Origin of the sequence: Bradyrhizobium sp. SZCCHNS2022 (assembly GCF_032377575.1) — a bacterium.
Classification (GTDB): domain Bacteria; phylum Pseudomonadota; class Alphaproteobacteria; order Rhizobiales; family Xanthobacteraceae; genus Bradyrhizobium; species Bradyrhizobium aeschynomenes.
The window spans coordinates 6,203,073-6,218,612 of record NZ_JAUHHZ010000001.1; the positions used below are offsets into that span (position 1 = coordinate 6,203,073).

Sequence of the window (15,540 nt, forward strand, 5' to 3'; positions counted from 1 at the left end):
CCATGGCTGACGCCAAGATCATCCTGCGCGATACGTCGGCGGCCAGTGCAACGCCGGCCGACGTCGAGCGCAAACTAAGCGTGTTCGAGCTGTTGTGGAACGACGGCTTCGTGCGCAAGAGCCTGATCATCGTCGTGCTCGCGGCGATCTGGCAGGCCTATGGCAGCTATCTGGACAATCCCCTGCTGTTCCCGACCTTCTCCGACACCATCGCGGCGCTGTGGGAGAAGGTGCGCGACGGCACCATTCCGATGCGCGCCTGGACCTCTCTGAAGGTGCTCTTCATGGGTTATGCGGCCGGCATCGTGCTCGCCGCGATCCTGACCGTGCTCGCGATCTCGACCCGCATCGGCACTGATTTCCTCGAGACCGTCACCGCGATGTTCAACCCGCTGCCGGCGATCGCGCTGTTGCCGCTCGCTTTGATCTGGTTCGGACTCGGCAGCGGCAGTCTCGTGTTCGTGCTGATTCATTCGGTCCTGTGGCCGGTCGCGCTCAATACCCATTCCGGCTTCAAGAGCGTGTCGAACACGCTGCGCATGGTCGGTCGCAATTACGGCCTCAGCGGATTTTCCTATGTGATCCGGATCCTGATCCCGGCGGCGTTCGGCGCCATCCTCACCGGCCTGAAGATCGGCTGGGCCTTTGCCTGGCGTACCCTGATTGCCGCGGAGCTGGTATTCGGCGTGTCCTCTGGGCAGGGCGGCCTCGGCTGGTTCATCTTCGAGAACCGCAATCTGCTCGAGATCCCTGCGGTGTTCGCCGGCCTCCTGACGGTCATCCTGATCGGCCTCGTGGTCGAGAACCTGATCTTCCGCACCATCGAGCGCAAGACAGTGCTGACCTGGGGCACCCAATCATGACCGAACGCAAGCAACCCGACCAGCTGCGCAGCGCGCGCTGGTTCGCGCCCGACGATCTCCGCTCCTTTGGTCATCGCTCGCGGGCGATGCAGATGGGCTATGCCCAGGAGGAGTGGAATGGCCGCCCGGTCATCGCCATCGTCAACACCTGGTCCGATGCCCAGCCCTGCCACATGCATTTCAAGCAGCGCGTCGATGACGTGAAGCGCGGCGTGCTGATGGCTGGCGGCTTCCCGATCGAGCTGCCGGCGCTGTCGCTGTCGGAGTCGCTGCTGAAGCCGACCACGATGCTCTATCGCAACATGCTGGCGATGGACGTCGAGGAGCTCCTGCGCGGCCACCCCGTCGACGGTGTCGTGCTGATGGGCGGCTGCGACAAGACCACGCCGGCGCTGCTGCTCGGCGCCACGAGCATGAACCTGCCGGCGATCTATCTGCCCGCCGGGCCGATGCTGCGCGGCAATTGGAAGGGCAAGACGCTCGGCTCCGGCTCCGACGCCTGGAAGTACTGGGACGAGCGCCGCGCCGGCAAGCTGTCGGAGGCCGATTGGAGCGCGATGGAGGCCGGCATCGCCCGCAGCCACGGCACCTGCATGACCATGGGCACGGCCTCGACCATGACCGCGATTGCGGAAGCGATCGGCATGACCCTGCCGGGCGCATCGTCGATCCCCGCCGCTGATGCCGAGCACATCCGCATGAGCTCGGAATGCGGCCGCCGTGTCGTCGAGATGGTCTGGGAGGATCTGACGCCTGCGAAGATCCAGACGCGCGAAGCGTTCGAGAACGCGATCGCGGTGGCGATGGCGATGGGCTGCTCGACCAACGCCATCATCCATGTGATCGCGCAGGCGCGCCGCGCCGGCGCCGATATCGGCCTCGACGATTTCGAGGCCGCCAGCCGCAAGGTGCCGGTGCTCGCCAATGTCCGGCCGAGCGGCGACACTTATCTGATGGAGGATTTCTACTATGCCGGCGGTCTGCCCGGACTGATGAGCCGGATGACCGAGCACCTCCATCTCGACTGCCTCACCGCCAACGGCCGCACGCTCGGCGACAACATCAAGGACGCCGGCGTCTACAATGACGACGTGATCCGCCCGCAATCGAACCCGATCTATCGCGAGGGCGCGCTCGCCGTGCTCAAGGGCAATCTCGCCCCCGACGGCTGCGTCATCAAGCCCTCGGCGTGCGATCCGCGCTTTCTCAAGCATACCGGCCCGGCGCTGGTGTTCGACGACTATCCCTCGATGAAGAAGGCGATCGACGATCCCGATCTCGAGGTGACGGCCGACCACGTGCTGATCCTGCGCAATGCCGGGCCGCAGGGCGGACCGGGGATGCCGGAATGGGGCATGCTGCCGATCCCGACCAGGCTGGTAAAGCAGGGCGTGCGGGACATGGTGCGGCTGTCGGATGCGCGCATGAGCGGCACCAGCTACGGCGCCTGCATCCTGCACGTCGCGCCCGAGTCCTACATCGGCGGTCCGCTCGCGCTGGTCCGCAACGGCGATCGGATCACGCTCGACGTCGCCGCGCGCACGATCAATCTCGATGTCGCCGCGGATGAGCTGGCGCGCCGCCGCGCTGCCTGGACGCCGCCAACACCGCGCTTCGAGCGCGGCTATGGCTGGATGTTCGCCCGCCACATCAGGCAGGCCAATGACGGCTGCGACTTCGACTTCCTCGAGACCGGCTTCGGCGCGCCCGTGGGCGAGCCGGCGATCTATTAGTTCAATTGTCATTCCGGGGTGCCGCGGAGCGGCGAGCCCGGAATCCATGACCACGATCGGGAGTATGGATTCCGGGCTCGCGTTGCGCGCGCCCCGGAATGACGACCGGAGAGAGCATCACATGACCAAACTCAGCACCGCCACCCGCAACAAGCTCAAGACCGTCTCGACGGCCACCGTCGCCACCGCGCTGTTCAAGCGCGGCCTGCGCATCCAATGCATCCAGAACGTTCATCCGCTGAGCTCAGAGCAGCCGACCATGGTCGGCGAGGCCTTCACGCTGCGCTACATCCCGGCGCGCGAGGACCTCAACACCATCGAGGTGTTTCGCGATCGCGGCCATCCGCAGCGCAAGGCGGTGGAGGATTGTCCGCCCGGCGCGGTGCTGGTGATGGACAGCCGCAAGGACGCGCGCGCCGCCTCGGCCGGCGCGATCCTGGTGAGCCGCCTGCAGCAGCGCGGCGTCGCCGGCGTCGTCACCGATGGCGGCTTCCGTGACGCGGCCGACATCGCCCGGCTCGGCATCCCCGCCTTCCATCAGCGGCCGAGCGCGCCGACCAATCTCACCTTGCACCATGCGATCGAGATCAACGGCCCGATCGCCTGCGGCGACGCGCCGGTGTTTCCCGGCGACGTGATCCTCGGCGATTCCGACGGCGTCATCGTCATCCCCGCGCATCTCGCCGACGAGATCGCGGAGGAGACCTTCGAGATGACCGCGTTCGAGGACTTCGTCGCCGAGCAGGTCGCGAACGGCCGCTCCATCCTCGGCCTCTATCCGGCCACCGACCCGCAGACGCCGCAGGACTTCGCCGCCTGGCGCGCGAAGAACGGCCGGTAGCGGTCCTGACATTCCGCTGTCGGCCTGGCGAGCATGGGCGTCGATGAGCTGCGATGCGCGATCACGATTGTGCAGCGATCTCATCGCCCATTCGCTGTGCAGCGCCTGCCTTGCAAATGACTCCGAACAAACCCCGTAAATTCACGGTCCCTTAAAGGCGGTCATCTACAGCTTCGAAAGTCCCGGGGCGGTCGACGCACATGACGGTGCGGCGGCGTGGGATGGATGGGGGCTGGCGTGGCGGAGGCTACGCATCCCGCATGGGGTGATCGACGATGAGCGGAATGAAGATCAAGACCCGGCTGTATTTCGGGTTCGGAGTCCTGGTGGCGCTGGCGCTGCTGTTGGCCGGATTTGGCTTGTGGCAGTCGGGAGTCGTGTCCGGGCGTGTCGAGCAACTCGGCGCAGAGGCGCAGAACGCGCTTCGGGTCGGCAAGATATCGAGCGAGATGCAGGCGATTCGGCGTGCTCTGCTGCGCTATCAATTCGATCAGGATGCGGCCGCCTTCGCCGAAGCCGAGCAGCGGCTGAACGCCACCGAGACGCTGCTGCAGGCCGCGCTCAAGGAGACCGAAGCGGCAGATCGCAGCGGTGCCTATCGACAGTTGCAGAAGAGCGTTGCCGCCATTCTCGACGCCCGGACCGCGCTCGGTGGCGCGGTACAGGCCTATGCGGCCGGCAGAGAGGCGCTGTTCGCCGAAGGCGATCGCATGACGGGGGACGTCCAGCGGTTCCTGGAGGCGATGCAGGCAAGCGATTTCGCCGATGCCGCGCGCACGTTGGAAAGCCGCGTGCTGCTGGTGCGGGTTGCCAATTGGCGCTTCCTGGCCACCCGGGAGCTGAAGGGACGAGACACCTTCAAGGCCAATCTCCGCAGCGCGCTGACGCAGGTCGCCGAGCTCGAGCAGCGCGAACTCGCGCCAGCCCAGACGAAGCTGCTGGAGCTGGTCAAGCAGGGCTTGTCACGTTACGCCGATGCCTTCGACAAGACCGCCGTCAGCATGCTGCGCGGCGACGAGGTGTACTACAAGGACGTGGCCCCTCTGACCGCGTCGGCGGTCGAGATCATCGATCGCGCCGAGCGCGACATCCGCGCTGCTTTTACCGGGGCGGTCAAGGAGACCAACCAGCAGATCGGCCACGCGACCACGCTGCAGCAGGTGGCGGCGGTTGCCGCCGGGCTTCTCGGTCTGTTGATCGCGTTCCTGATCGCGCGGGGCATCAGCAATCCCCTGATGTCGCTGGTCCGCGATGCGCACAGGCTGTCGGGCGGCGATACCAGCGTCGAATTCCTCGACGCCCGCCGTGGCGACGAGATCGGCGACGTCGCCAAGGCGGTCGCCAACTTCCGCGACAACGTCATTGCGCAGCAGGAGACCGCGCGAGAGGTGACGCAGGCTGCCGCTCAGCGCGATGCCGCGAACCGCAACATGGAGGCCGCCGTCGAGCAGTTCCGCCGCGCCTCCGAGCAACTGTTAGGCACGGTCGGCGACAACGCCGGCAAAATGCGGCAGACGGCCGAAGCGCTGACCGCCGTCGCCGGGGAGGCGACACAGCAGGCCTCCGCCGCGGCGCAGGCCTCAGAGCAGACCGCCAGCAACGTCCAGACCGTGGCCTCGGCCGCCGAGGAGCTGGCCGGCTCGATCCAGGAGATCGGTCGCCAGATCGAGCGTGCCAATTCGACGGTGCGCGCCGCCGGCACTGTGACCGCACGCTCAGAGGGCGAAATCGAAGGGCTGGCGCAGGCCGCCCAGAGCATCTCCTCCGTCATCGATCTGATCCAGGCGATCGCCGCGCAGACCAATCTGCTCGCGCTCAATGCCACGATCGAGGCAGCTCGTGCCGGCGACGCCGGCCGCGGCTTTGCCGTGGTGGCTCAAGAAGTGAAGTCGTTGGCCGAGCAGACCGCCAAGGCCACCCAGGAGATCGCGCACCACGTCCAGGGTATCCAGACCTCGACCGGCACCGCGGTGGCCTCGGTCAAGGAGGTCGGGCAGGCGATGCGCCAGATCGACGAGGTCACCTCGGCGATTGCGACCGCCGTCGAGCAGCAGGGCGCCGCAACCCGCGAGATCTCGCAGAACGTCCAGATGGCCGCTGCCGGCACGCAGACCCTCGCCGGCAACATTGCCACGGTGGGTCAAGCCATCCTCGAAACCAACCGCTCCGCCGACCACGTGCTCGGCGCGTCCGGAAATGTCTCCCATGCCGCGGATGCGCTGGCGTCGGAGGTCCAGGCGTTCTTCGCCCGCCTGCGCGACGGCAGCGCGAGTCGGGTCCGAAACGTGGCGTGACGACCTGAGTCAGTCGTCCGCCGCGTGTCCTTGTCGCATGGCTGATCGCTCAGCCTCAGGCGATCCCGGTCAGGAACGGGTTGGTCATCCGCTCCTGACCGAAACTCGAGCCGGCGCCGTGGCCGCAAATGAAGCCCACGTCGTCGCCGAGCGGCAGCAGCTTGTCCTTGATCGAGCGGATCAGCGTGTCATGGCTGCCGCCGGGCAGATCGGTGCGGCCGACCGAGCCGTTGAACAGCACGTCCCCGACATGGGCGAAGCGCATCGCCTTGTTGAAGAATACGACGCTGCCGGGCGAATGGCCGGGGCAATGCAGGATGTCGAACGTGAGCTCGCCGATCTCGACCGTGTCGCCTTCCTCCAGCCAGCGGTCGGGCGTGACGTCGCGCACGCCCGTGATGCCGAAACGCGCGCCGCTGGCGACGACGTTGTCCAGCAGGAACTTGTCGGCGATGTGTGGGCCCTCGATCGGCACCTTCAGCGCATCGCGCAGATCGGCTGCGCCCCCGACGTGATCGATATGGCCATGCGTCAGCCAGATCTTCTCCACCGTGACCTTGGCCTGCGCGATCGCCGCCTGGATGTTCGGCACGTCGCCGCCGGGATCGATCACGATCGCCTTCTTGGTCGCCTCGCACCACAGGATGGTGCAGTTCTGCTCGAATGGCGTGACGGGCACGATCATCGCGCCGGCCTTCGCCTTGGTCTGGTTCTGCTCGCTCATGGCGTCAGCATGCCGATTTTTCGCAATGCGCCAAGCGAAAAACGTCGGCTCGGGGTCGTCAGAAAGGCGGCGCGGACGGTTGTGTGAACCCGCCGCCGGTTCCTGCGTTGGGCCGCACGGTTGCGAGCAGAAAGCGGTTCGAAATGGCGGAGCACGGCGCCTGGTGGCGCGAGGGGATTTTCTACCAGATCTATCCGCGCTCGTTCCAGGATAGTGACGGCGACGGGGTCGGTGACATCACCGGCATCGTTCACCGTCTGCCTTATCTGATGACACTCGGCGTCGACGCGATCTGGCTGTCGCCGATCTTTACCTCGCCAATGGCCGATTTCGGTTACGACATTGCCGATTACACCGGCATCGATCCGCTGTTCGGGACGATGGAGGATTTCGATGCGCTGGTGAAGGCGGCGCATGATGGCGGACTCAAGGTGATCCTCGATCTCGTGCCGAACCACACCTCGGATCAGCATCCGTGGTTCCTGCAGGCGCGTCAGTCGCGCGACGACCCGCATCGCGACTGGTACATCTGGCGAGATCCCGCTCCGGACGGCGGCCCGCCGAACAACTGGCTGTCGGAATTCGGCGGCAGCGCGTGGCAGTTCGATGAGGCGACGGGGCAGTATTACTATCACGCCTTCCTGGCGCAGCAGCCCGACCTCAACTGGCGCAATCCGGCGGTACGCGCGGCAATGTATAACGTCATGCGGTTCTGGCTGCGCAAGGGAGTCGACGGCTTTCGCGTCGACGTGATCTGGCACCTGATCAAGGACGCCGAGTTTCGCGACAATCCGGCCAATCCCGACTATCACGGCGGCCGGCCGCCGCATGTGCAGATCATCTCGCGTTATTCCGCCGATCAGCCGGAGGTGCACGAGGTGGTCGCGGAATTGCGCGCGGTGGTCGACGAATTCGATGACCGCGTGCTGGTCGGCGAGATCTATCTGCCGGTCGAGCGGCTCATGAGCTACTACGGCAAGGACCTTGGTGGTGCGCATCTGCCGTTCAATTTTGCACTGCTGTCGGCACCGTGGCATGCCCGCGAGATCGAGCGCATCATCGCGGACTACGAGGCCGCCTTGCCGCAAGGCGCCTGGCCGAACTGGGTGCTCGGCAATCACGACCGGCCGCGGGTGGCGAGCCGGGTCGGTGCGGAGCAGGCGCGCGTCGCGGCGATGTTGCTGCTGACCCTGCGCGGCACGCCGACGCTGTATTATGGCGACGAGATCGGCATGCATCAGGTCGCGATCAGCCCGGAGCAGGTGCGCGATCCCTTTGAGAGGAACGTGCCCGGCATCGGCGTCGGTCGCGACGGCTGCCGCACCCCGATGCAGTGGAGCGCGCTGCCTGGGGCCGGCTTCAGCCACGCCGAGCCATGGCTGCCGGTGGCGGACGATTTCACGCACGAGAACGTCGTCAATCTCACGGCCGACCGGCGCTCCATCCTGAACCTGTACCGCGCGTTGATGCGGCTGCGAAAGCAGCACCGCGTGCTCGTCACCGGCGTCTATCGGTCGGTCGCCGCGCAAGGCGATCTCCTGCTGTACCGCCGCGAAGGCAACGGAGAGGTCGTCACGGTGGCGCTCAATCTGAGCGACGAGCCGGTGGCGATCGCGACCGAAGGCAGCGGCCTCGACGGCGAGATCCTGCTCTCCACCTGGCTCGACCGCGACGGCGAGCGCATCGACGGCACGCTGGATCTGCGCGGCAATGAGGGCGTGGTGATCGGACGTAGCGCTTAGCTATGTGTTGCGCGACCGCGTCAAACTCAGTGTCGTACCGGGCTTGACCCGGGACCCACTCCCAGGAAGATGTTTGAGGCGGGCTGGCAACTCCGAGTCGTCGCCACATGACGGCCTGTGGCTATGGGTCCCGGGTCAAGCCCGGTACGACACCGGGTTTGATGAGGTCGTGTGGTCAACTGATACGTTGTGTCGTGTGCTTGCGGCGCTCATCGCCGTCGCAGCTTCCTTACCTTCTTCCCCGGGCTCTCCGTCTCGATGTCGCTCCGCCGCAGCAGATAGTCCAGCCCGCCGACGCGGTACCAGCGGTAGCCGTAGGGCTCCAGCACCAGGGTATGACGACCGCGCTCGTCGGCGTGGCTGTGGTCCTCGGCGAGCAGGTTGATCAGCAGCTTGCCGGTGTCGTCGGGCAGACCGGCGTCGAACGTGATCTCGCGCGGCTTCTCGTCGAGATTGTGCACGAACAGCACCGAGTTGTTGCGCCAGTCATAGCGCATGATCAGGACGGCCGGATCCTTGGTCGCGATCACCTGGAAGTCGCCCCAGCCGATTTCGGGCACTTCCTTGCGCATGCGGATGATGCGCTCGGTCCAATTCAGCATCGAGTTCGGATCCCGGCGCTGCTTTGCCGCATTGATGTGCTCATAACCGTAGGGGCCGTGGCCGATCACGGGGCACGCCGACGTTTCGCTCTTGGTGAAGCCGCCATGCGGCTCGGTCGACCATTGCATCGGCGTGCGCGCGCAATTGCGCTCGGGCAGGCTGAGGTCGTCGCCCATCGCGAGCTCGTCGCCATAGCGGATGACCGGCGTGCCGGGCAAAGTGAACATCAGGCTGTAGGCAAGCTCGATGCGGCGGTGGTCGCCGCCGAGCATCGGCGCCAGCCGCCGCCGGATGCCGCGATCGTACAGCTGCATGCTCTTGTCCGGACCGAACGCCGCGAACACCGTCTCGCGCTGTTGTTTCGTCAGCCGCCCGAGATCGAGCTCGTCGTGATTGCGCAGGAACAGGCCCCATTGCGCCGAGGCCGGCCGCGGCTTGGTGGCTTCCAACGCCTTCGCCAGGGGGCGCGTATCGGAGGCCGCCAGCGCATAGAACAGATGCTGATTGACGTGGAAGTTGAACATCATGTGCATGCGGTCGCCGTCGTCGCCGAAATACTCCATGTCGGTTTCCGGCAGCACGTTGGCTTCGGCGAGGATGATCGCCTCGCCCTGGCGCCATTGCAGGAACTCTCTGAAAGTCCGGAGCATGTCGTACTGCTCGACCGGCTTCTTGACGCCGGAGCCCTTGGTTGCGATCACGAACGGCACCGCGTCCATGCGGAAGCCGGAGACGCCGAGCTGGATCCAGAATCCCATGATCTTCAGGATCTCGGCCTGCACCTCCGGGTTCGAGGTGTTGAGGTCGGGCTGGAAGTCGTAGAAGCGGTGGAAGTAGAAGGCGCTCGACTGCTTGTCGCGCGTCCAGGTCGTCTTCTGCACGCCGGGAAACACCATGCCCGTGTCGGCATTGGCGGGTTTCTTGTCCGACCAGACATACCAGTTCCGGTGACGCGAGCTCTTCGAGCTGCGCGCGTCGATGAACCAGGGATGCTGGTCGGAGGTGTGGTTGACGACGAGGTCGATGATGACGCGGATGCCACGCTGCTTGCAGCCATGGGTGAACTGCACGAAATCGCCGAGCGTGCCGTAGCGCGGGTCGACGCCGTAATAGTCGGCAACGTCGTAGCCGTCGTCGCGCTGCGGCGAGGGCTGGAACGGCATCAGCCAGATCGCAGTAATGCCGAGGCCGTGCAGGTAATCGAGCCGGCGCGTCAGCCCCTTGAAATCACCAATCCCGTCTCCGTCGGCGTCCATGTAGGTGCCGACCGACAGGCAGTAGAATACCGCATTCTTGTACCAGAGATCGTCGATCATGGACGGCGCCTCGTTGCGCCGCCCGGCCGGCGGCCGCTTGTTAAGCGGAAGGCCGGCGTCAGGTTCCGGTTCCCGTGATCAGCGCGCTTGGGAGACGCCTGGAATCGGCTATGCTGCGGCAATGGAATCGTCCGCCGCCAGGATCAGCCTCGTTCCCATCGACCGCCGCCAATCGGAGACGGCGCTGGCAATCGCGCGCGGCACCTCGCGCCTGCTGCGCTCGCTCGGCTTTGCCACCATCAGCGAGCTGCCGCTGCCGTCGGGCCGTCGCGCCGACCTGGTGGCGCTGAACGAGCGCGGCGAGATCTGGATCGTCGAGATCAAGTCGTCGGTCGAGGATCTGCGCGCGGATCACAAATGGGAGGACTACCGTGCCCATTGCGACCGGCTGTTCTTCGCCTTCACGCAGGATCTGCCTTGCGAGATCTTTCTGCGGGACACCGGCCTGATCGTCGCCGATGCCTATGGCGCCCACCTGCATTGCGAGGCGCCCGAACACAGATTGCCGGCGGCGACACGCAAGCTGATGACGGTGCGCTTCGGGCTCGCGGCGGCGCAGCGGATCAACCGGCTGGTCGACCCGCAGGGCCACGCGGACCTCTAGAGAATCCTCAACTAGGCTCTCCTGGACGGTGGTTCCCCGCCCGGGGAGGTGATGCAGGCTCCGTCAGGTCACGACTCTCGAGATGAGAGACATCAGCATCGCTGAGAGCCTATCCGCATCACGCCGGCCTTGCGGATTGGGCGCCAGCCGGCATCGCCGTCAGAAATTGGCGGCGACGAGATCGTAGGAGCCCCGGCTGCCGCGGACATAGAGCCGGGCGGCGGCGGCGCAGATCCGCTCGCGGTTGGAATCGAATGCGGTCAGAAAGCCCGACTCGTCGGGACGGGTGTCGGGTTGAAGGCGTCTCAACGCACCCTCGTCGACGAAGAACGACGCTTCCATCGCGCTGTCATAGCCCCAGAACCGTACGGCACGTCGCGTGCGATCATAGGAGCGGCTGTGATTTGGAAACTCAATCATGTGTGTGACCGATCAGGTTCGGAGGACACCGCGGTGACGGCGGACGTCATCCAAGGGGCGTCGTTCGGCAATGGTCGCCGGCGACAAAGGGGTTGCGCGCATCTCAATCGAAGGCCGACGGCAACTCGCCGTGGCGGAAGAAGACCGTCGGCTCATCGTCATAGTCACCCATGTCGGGATCTCCCGAGGATGAGAAGGCGACGACGCCTGCCTTGCTGGACACCAGCCGTTCCGCAGTCCGGAGCGCGCCTGCTTTCGTCTTGCAGGCGATCGGCGTCTCGGCTTTCGCGCGTCCGCCCCGGCCGGCGCTGAACGCCTGAACGACATAGATCGTTTCGCGCGCCATGTTCTGTCCTTTGGACTATCGAGTACGGTCCGCCGCATCGGCATTGCATTGAGCGCGGACTTGCGTGCGGGAGACGATCCAGACTGATGAGACCGGAAATCCCCTAGCGCTTCTTCTTATCGCTGGAAAAATCCGACTGCCATGCTCCGGCCTTTTGGCTCGGCGCTGCAGCAATGCTCTTGGGCTTTTCCTTCTTGGGCTTCTTGGCTTCGCGATTGCCTTTTTGCTGACCTTTGGCCATGTCGGTCTCCTCGACTCGGGTTGGATCTGGTTCAACGTATCGGACGAGCACCCCGTCGATCCTGCGTGCGCGGCGCCACTGCCGGTCGTCGTCCACCGGTTGCCGATGCGGGAGTCGTGGTGGTCGGATCTACGAATGCAGCGCGGCAACTGTGAGCGCGAGAAGGATCAGCAGAAGCGGCACGACAATGGGTGGAACGATCCACTCGCTCAGACGAAACTGCGGCATTGGCTACCCCTCGCGTGGTTTGCGGCGGGAGCGCTCGTGACCCTCAGTCACCGGTGAATGCCGTCGGAATGGCGGTGATCACCATTGATACACCCTGGCTTCTGCAATAGCGAGCACCAAAGCGCAGCGGCACGGTCCGATGACGCCAGGCCGCTCATCACGTCGTGCTGATGAGAAAGCGGTGGCTATTGCCGGCCGCAAGGCGCATGCTTTGAAGAACCTCAAAGTCGCGACAGCGACGGCGAAGCCGTTGCGAAAGGTAGGCGCAGATGAGCATCCGCTCGCGGCGCGAATTCGTCACCTTCAAACACCCGTTCCGGATCAGGAGCATCGAGCGTCTCTTGCCCGAGGGCACCTACGAGGTGGTCACGGACGAGGAGCTGATCGAGGGATTGTCCTTTGCTGCCTACCGCCGTGTTGCGACGATGATGATGGTCCCGGTCGCCGGTTCGCGCTCTGCTGCCGTCGAGATGCTGTCCATAAGCTCGGTCGATCTCGCAGACGCGCAACGTGTCGACGCGAGTGCGTCGGATGACTGACGAGCCGCTCGATCTCGACAGGCACCGCGGGATGAGCGCGCAGAAGGCCGTGGACCTCCGTCGCGCGTTGGCAGAGGCCGAAAGTCATGCGCGGGAGCTGCGCGAGCGGCAGGCTGTTCTCGAGCAGCACCTGCTCGCCAACGCGGCCACGTCGTGGCCGGAAGCCGCTGCGAAGGCGCGCTATCTCCTGAACATCTACGCCGCAAGCCTTGCGGAACAGGATACCAGGCATCGGGAGCTGATCGCTGCCGTCCTGGCCGACTTCTCCAGGCTGACGGGGGAGAGCTGACGTCGGGCCGGCGCATCGTGGTGCCTTCCAGATCCAACTGTGAACCTGCCCGCGCCCGATTCAGGACTGTTGCCGGCGCGCGACAGCATCCGCTCGTTCCGGCCTCCTGGCAATTTCCCCGGCTCTGCCCGACAATTGCCCCGCATGGGGCGCAACATGCCGGGACATTTTTAAGGCTCGAGCGGTATCCAGCCCAGGGGTGCGGACAGGGACGACAGATGCGACGGGTGGTCTTGGCGCTGACACTGCTCTTCGCGACCGGAGTCCGCGCGGAGGAGGTGGCGTTCTACGTTCTCGGCGTCGGCGCCGATTCCTGCGAGCGCTTCATTGCCGCCGCCGAGGAGCAGCCGCCCGGCACCTACAAGGCCATCGGCAATCCCGACGGCCCCTATGTCAACAGCATCTCGAAATATCAGCAATGGATGATGGGCTATGTCTCGGCCGTCAACGCCGGGCGCGGCGACGAGGGCCGGCAGATCAAGCTCGATTTGACCGAGATGGACAGCTGGATGCGAAACTGGTGCAGTCGCAACCAGCGGCGCACGGTGTTCCATGCGCTGCAGGCGTTCGTGAAATCGCACTAAGGGGTACGCCGTCCGCCTACTTCGGCGCGCGCTTCGCCAGGATGCGCTGCAGGGTGCGGCGGTGCATGTTGAGGCGGCGCGCGGTCTCGGAGACGTTGCGGTTGCACATCTCGTAGATGCGCTGGATGTGCTCCCAGCGCACGCGATCGGCCGACATCGGGTTCGACGGTAGTTCGGACTTCTCGCTGGTGGTCGCCAGCAGCGCGGCCACGACGTCATCCGCGTCGGCGGGCTTCGCCAGATAGTCGACGGCGCCCATCTTCACCGCGGTCACCGCGGTGGCGATGTTGCCGTAGCCGGTCAGCACGATGGCGCGGGCTTCGGGCCGCTTGCGCTTCAGCGCCGACACCACGTCCAGGCCATTGCCGTCGCCCAGCCGGAGGTCGACCACTGCGAACGCCGGCGCCGACTTGCCGATCTGCGAGATGCCTTCCGCGACGCTCTCGCAGGAGGTGACGGTAAAGCCGCGAGTCTCCATGGCGCGCGATAGCCGCTCCAGGAACGGCTTGTCGTCCTCGACGATCAGGAGAGAGCGGTCCGGGTGGTTCGTCAGTTCGGCGATGGCGCCCACGGTCATATCCTTGAGAAGAAGGCTCGATGTTGCGAGACGATCTGTCATAGGTGACATATGGGCCCTGCATGGCTCGCTGCCAAGATCGCGGGATGCCGCAGTCTGCGGCGTGACGCCGCGCGTTCCGGCGGCTCTCCCGGTGTTCCGTATGCCAGCCGTCAGCCCCGATGGTTCAGCTACTCCGGCCCGGCCTCCTCGCCATCCTCGCTGGCCTCGAAACGCCGCCGCGGCCAGACGATCTGGACCACGGCGCCATGGTCCGGAAAGGTACGGTTGGTAAACGAGACCTTGGCGCCGGTCCGCTCCAGCAAGGTGCGGGCGATGAACACGCCGAGCCCGAGGCCGCCGCCCTGGTTGCCGCCCTGGCCGTCCTCGGCGCTGCGCCGCCGGGACAGATACGGCTCGCCGATGCGCTTGAGGATGTCGGGCGCGAAACCCGGGCCGTCGTCGGAGATCACCAGTTCCACGGTCTCGTTGTTCCACCAGGCGTTCACCTCGACGGCATTGCGGGCGAAGTCGACCGCATTCTCCAGGATGTTGCCGACGCCATAGAGGATGGCCGGATTGCGCGAGCCGACCGGCTCCTTGGACGCCGCGACGGCCACGCGCACCTTGATGTCGACGCCGAAGTCGCGATGCGGAGCGACCGTCTCCTCGATCAGGGTCGACAGCTTCATGCGGTCGTACATCGAGCCGATCGACGACAGCTGGGTGATCTTGCCGAGAATGTCGCGGCAGCGCTGCGCCTGCTCGCGCAGGGTCTTGATGTCGGAGGTGACCTGGCTGTTGTCGTGCAAGGCGCGCTCCAGCTCGCGCGAGATCAGCACGATGGTCGCGAGCGGCGTGCCGAGCTCGTGCGCGGCCGCGGCGGCGAGGCCGTCGAGCTGGGTGAGATGCTGCTCGCGCGCCAGCACCAGCTCGGTGGCGGCCAGCGCGTCCGACAGCTTGCGCGCCTCCTCGGTGACCTGGAACGCATAGAGGCTGGTGACACCGATCGCGAGCGCGATCGAAAGCCAGACGCCGAACAGGTAGATCGGCGGGAAGATCAGCGGCTCCTCGCCCTCCCAGGGCAGCGGTAGATGCATGAAGAACAGCGCGGTGGCGCAGGCGACCGCGAGCAGTCCGAGCATGATCGTCATGCGCACGGGCAGGGCGGTCGCCGCGATCAGCACCGGCGCCAGGAACATGTAGGAGAACGGGTTCTCCAGCCCGCCGGTGAGATAGAGCAGCACGGTCAGCTCAACGATGTTGAGCGCGAGCAGGCCGCCGGCATGGTGCGGCTCGAGCAGCTGCATCGGGTTGAAGGCGATCTGCAGGCCGAGATTGAGCAGCGCGGAGATGCTGATCACGGCAAGGCAGGGCACGACCGGCAGATCGAACTCCAGTCCCTGCACGACGATGAAGATCGCGCTGAGCTGTCCGAGCGCCGCCAGCCAGCGTAGTCGCAGGATGGTGTCGAGCCGGACGCGCTGGCGCGGATGGCGATAGTCGGTGTCGGGCGTGTCGATGATCAGGGCGTCGGTCATGGCTCGGAACTTAATGCCGTCGGGGCGCGGCGACAAATCGGGCCGACCTTTGGTGGCCTGTTGCGGTTTGCGGCAC

The 15,540-nt window shown here is 65.7% G+C and carries 16 protein-coding genes; 9 read left to right on the forward strand and 7 right to left on the reverse strand.

The features are described 5' to 3' along the window. The first annotated feature begins 2 nt into the window (after positions 1-2). The 4 genes from QXZ94_RS27795 to QXZ94_RS27810 all read left to right on the forward strand — a co-directional run bounded on the left by QXZ94_RS27795 (position 3) and on the right by QXZ94_RS27810 (position 5,731). Positions 3-863, forward strand: coding sequence for an ABC transporter permease (locus QXZ94_RS27795; RefSeq protein ID WP_315723787.1), 861 nt, complete (start codon positions 3-5; stop codon positions 861-863). Next, positions 860-2,596 (forward strand): L-arabinonate dehydratase, encoded by a 1,737-nt coding sequence (gene araD, locus QXZ94_RS27800; RefSeq protein WP_315723789.1) that lies wholly within the window; start codon positions 860-862, stop codon positions 2,594-2,596. The genes QXZ94_RS27795 and araD overlap by 4 nt, the downstream gene beginning before the upstream one ends. 121 nt (positions 2,597-2,717) lie before the next feature. Next, positions 2,718-3,437, forward strand: a complete 720-nt coding sequence (locus QXZ94_RS27805) for a ribonuclease activity regulator RraA (protein ID WP_315723791.1) — start codon at positions 2,718-2,720, stop codon at positions 3,435-3,437. 284 nt (positions 3,438-3,721) lie between these two features. Then, positions 3,722-5,731: a methyl-accepting chemotaxis protein gene (locus QXZ94_RS27810; RefSeq protein WP_315723793.1), complete on the forward strand. Its 2,010-nt coding sequence runs from the start codon at positions 3,722-3,724 to the stop codon at positions 5,729-5,731. A gap of 55 nt (positions 5,732-5,786) precedes the next feature. On the opposite strand, the gene QXZ94_RS27815 is transcribed toward QXZ94_RS27810, so the two are convergent. Then, on the reverse strand, positions 5,787-6,455 hold the full coding sequence (locus QXZ94_RS27815; RefSeq protein WP_315723795.1) for an MBL fold metallo-hydrolase: 669 nt from the start codon (positions 6,453-6,455) through the stop codon (positions 5,787-5,789). A 143-nt stretch (positions 6,456-6,598) separates the two neighbouring features. On the opposite strand from QXZ94_RS27815, the gene QXZ94_RS27820 reads away from it, so the two are divergent. Beyond that, the gene (locus QXZ94_RS27820; RefSeq protein ID WP_315723797.1) at positions 6,599-8,197 is read left to right on the forward strand and encodes an alpha-amylase family glycosyl hydrolase; all 1,599 of its coding nucleotides are present in this window, start codon (positions 6,599-6,601) and stop codon (positions 8,195-8,197) included. A 209-nt stretch (positions 8,198-8,406) separates the two neighbouring features. Here the strand turns inward: QXZ94_RS27820 and QXZ94_RS27825 are convergent, their stop codons facing one another. After that, positions 8,407-10,116 (reverse strand): alpha-amylase family protein, encoded by a 1,710-nt coding sequence (locus tag QXZ94_RS27825; RefSeq protein ID WP_315723799.1) that lies wholly within the window; start codon positions 10,114-10,116, stop codon positions 8,407-8,409. Positions 10,117-10,237: 121 nt separating this feature from the next. Between QXZ94_RS27825 and QXZ94_RS27830 the strand changes: the two genes are divergently transcribed. Next, positions 10,238-10,720: an MmcB family DNA repair protein gene (locus tag QXZ94_RS27830; RefSeq protein WP_315723801.1), complete on the forward strand. Its 483-nt coding sequence runs from the start codon at positions 10,238-10,240 to the stop codon at positions 10,718-10,720. Positions 10,721-10,879: 159 nt separating this feature from the next. Here the strand turns inward: QXZ94_RS27830 and QXZ94_RS27835 are convergent, their stop codons facing one another. The 3 genes from QXZ94_RS27835 to QXZ94_RS27845 all read right to left on the reverse strand — a co-directional run bounded on the left by QXZ94_RS27835 (position 10,880) and on the right by QXZ94_RS27845 (position 11,727). Beyond that, the gene (locus tag QXZ94_RS27835) at positions 10,880-11,140 is read right to left on the reverse strand and encodes a DUF1488 domain-containing protein (RefSeq protein ID WP_172115162.1); all 261 of its coding nucleotides are present in this window, start codon (positions 11,138-11,140) and stop codon (positions 10,880-10,882) included. 103 nt (positions 11,141-11,243) lie between these two features. Continuing rightward, positions 11,244-11,486 (reverse strand): hypothetical protein, encoded by a 243-nt coding sequence (locus tag QXZ94_RS27840; RefSeq protein ID WP_315723803.1) that lies wholly within the window; start codon positions 11,484-11,486, stop codon positions 11,244-11,246. A gap of 103 nt (positions 11,487-11,589) precedes the next feature. Beyond that, positions 11,590-11,727, reverse strand: a complete 138-nt coding sequence (locus QXZ94_RS27845) for a hypothetical protein (RefSeq protein ID WP_315723805.1) — start codon at positions 11,725-11,727, stop codon at positions 11,590-11,592. Positions 11,728-12,224: 497 nt separating this feature from the next. Between QXZ94_RS27845 and QXZ94_RS27850 the strand changes: the two genes are divergently transcribed. The 3 genes from QXZ94_RS27850 (at position 12,225) to QXZ94_RS27860 (ending at position 13,367) form a co-directional block, all read left to right on the forward strand. Continuing rightward, positions 12,225-12,494: a hypothetical protein gene (locus tag QXZ94_RS27850; protein ID WP_172115156.1), complete on the forward strand. Its 270-nt coding sequence runs from the start codon at positions 12,225-12,227 to the stop codon at positions 12,492-12,494. Further along, complete coding sequence (locus QXZ94_RS27855; RefSeq protein ID WP_315723807.1) at positions 12,487-12,783, forward strand: hypothetical protein; 297 nt, start codon at positions 12,487-12,489, stop codon at positions 12,781-12,783. Before QXZ94_RS27850 ends, QXZ94_RS27855 begins: the two co-directional genes overlap by 8 nt. Positions 12,784-13,001: 218 nt before the next feature. Beyond that, a complete protein-coding gene (locus tag QXZ94_RS27860; protein ID WP_315723809.1) occupies positions 13,002-13,367 on the forward strand; it encodes a hypothetical protein in 366 nt (121 codons plus the stop codon). 16 nt (positions 13,368-13,383) lie between these two features. On the opposite strand, the gene QXZ94_RS27865 is transcribed toward QXZ94_RS27860, so the two are convergent. Together QXZ94_RS27865 and QXZ94_RS27870 are read right to left on the reverse strand one after the other, a co-directional pair. Then, on the reverse strand, positions 13,384-13,938 hold the full coding sequence (locus QXZ94_RS27865; protein ID WP_009025614.1) for an ActR/PrrA/RegA family redox response regulator transcription factor: 555 nt from the start codon (positions 13,936-13,938) through the stop codon (positions 13,384-13,386). 176 nt (positions 13,939-14,114) lie between these two features. Beyond that, positions 14,115-15,464 (reverse strand): ActS/PrrB/RegB family redox-sensitive histidine kinase, encoded by a 1,350-nt coding sequence (locus tag QXZ94_RS27870; RefSeq protein ID WP_315723811.1) that lies wholly within the window; start codon positions 15,462-15,464, stop codon positions 14,115-14,117. Between the last annotated feature and the right edge of the window lie 76 nt (positions 15,465-15,540).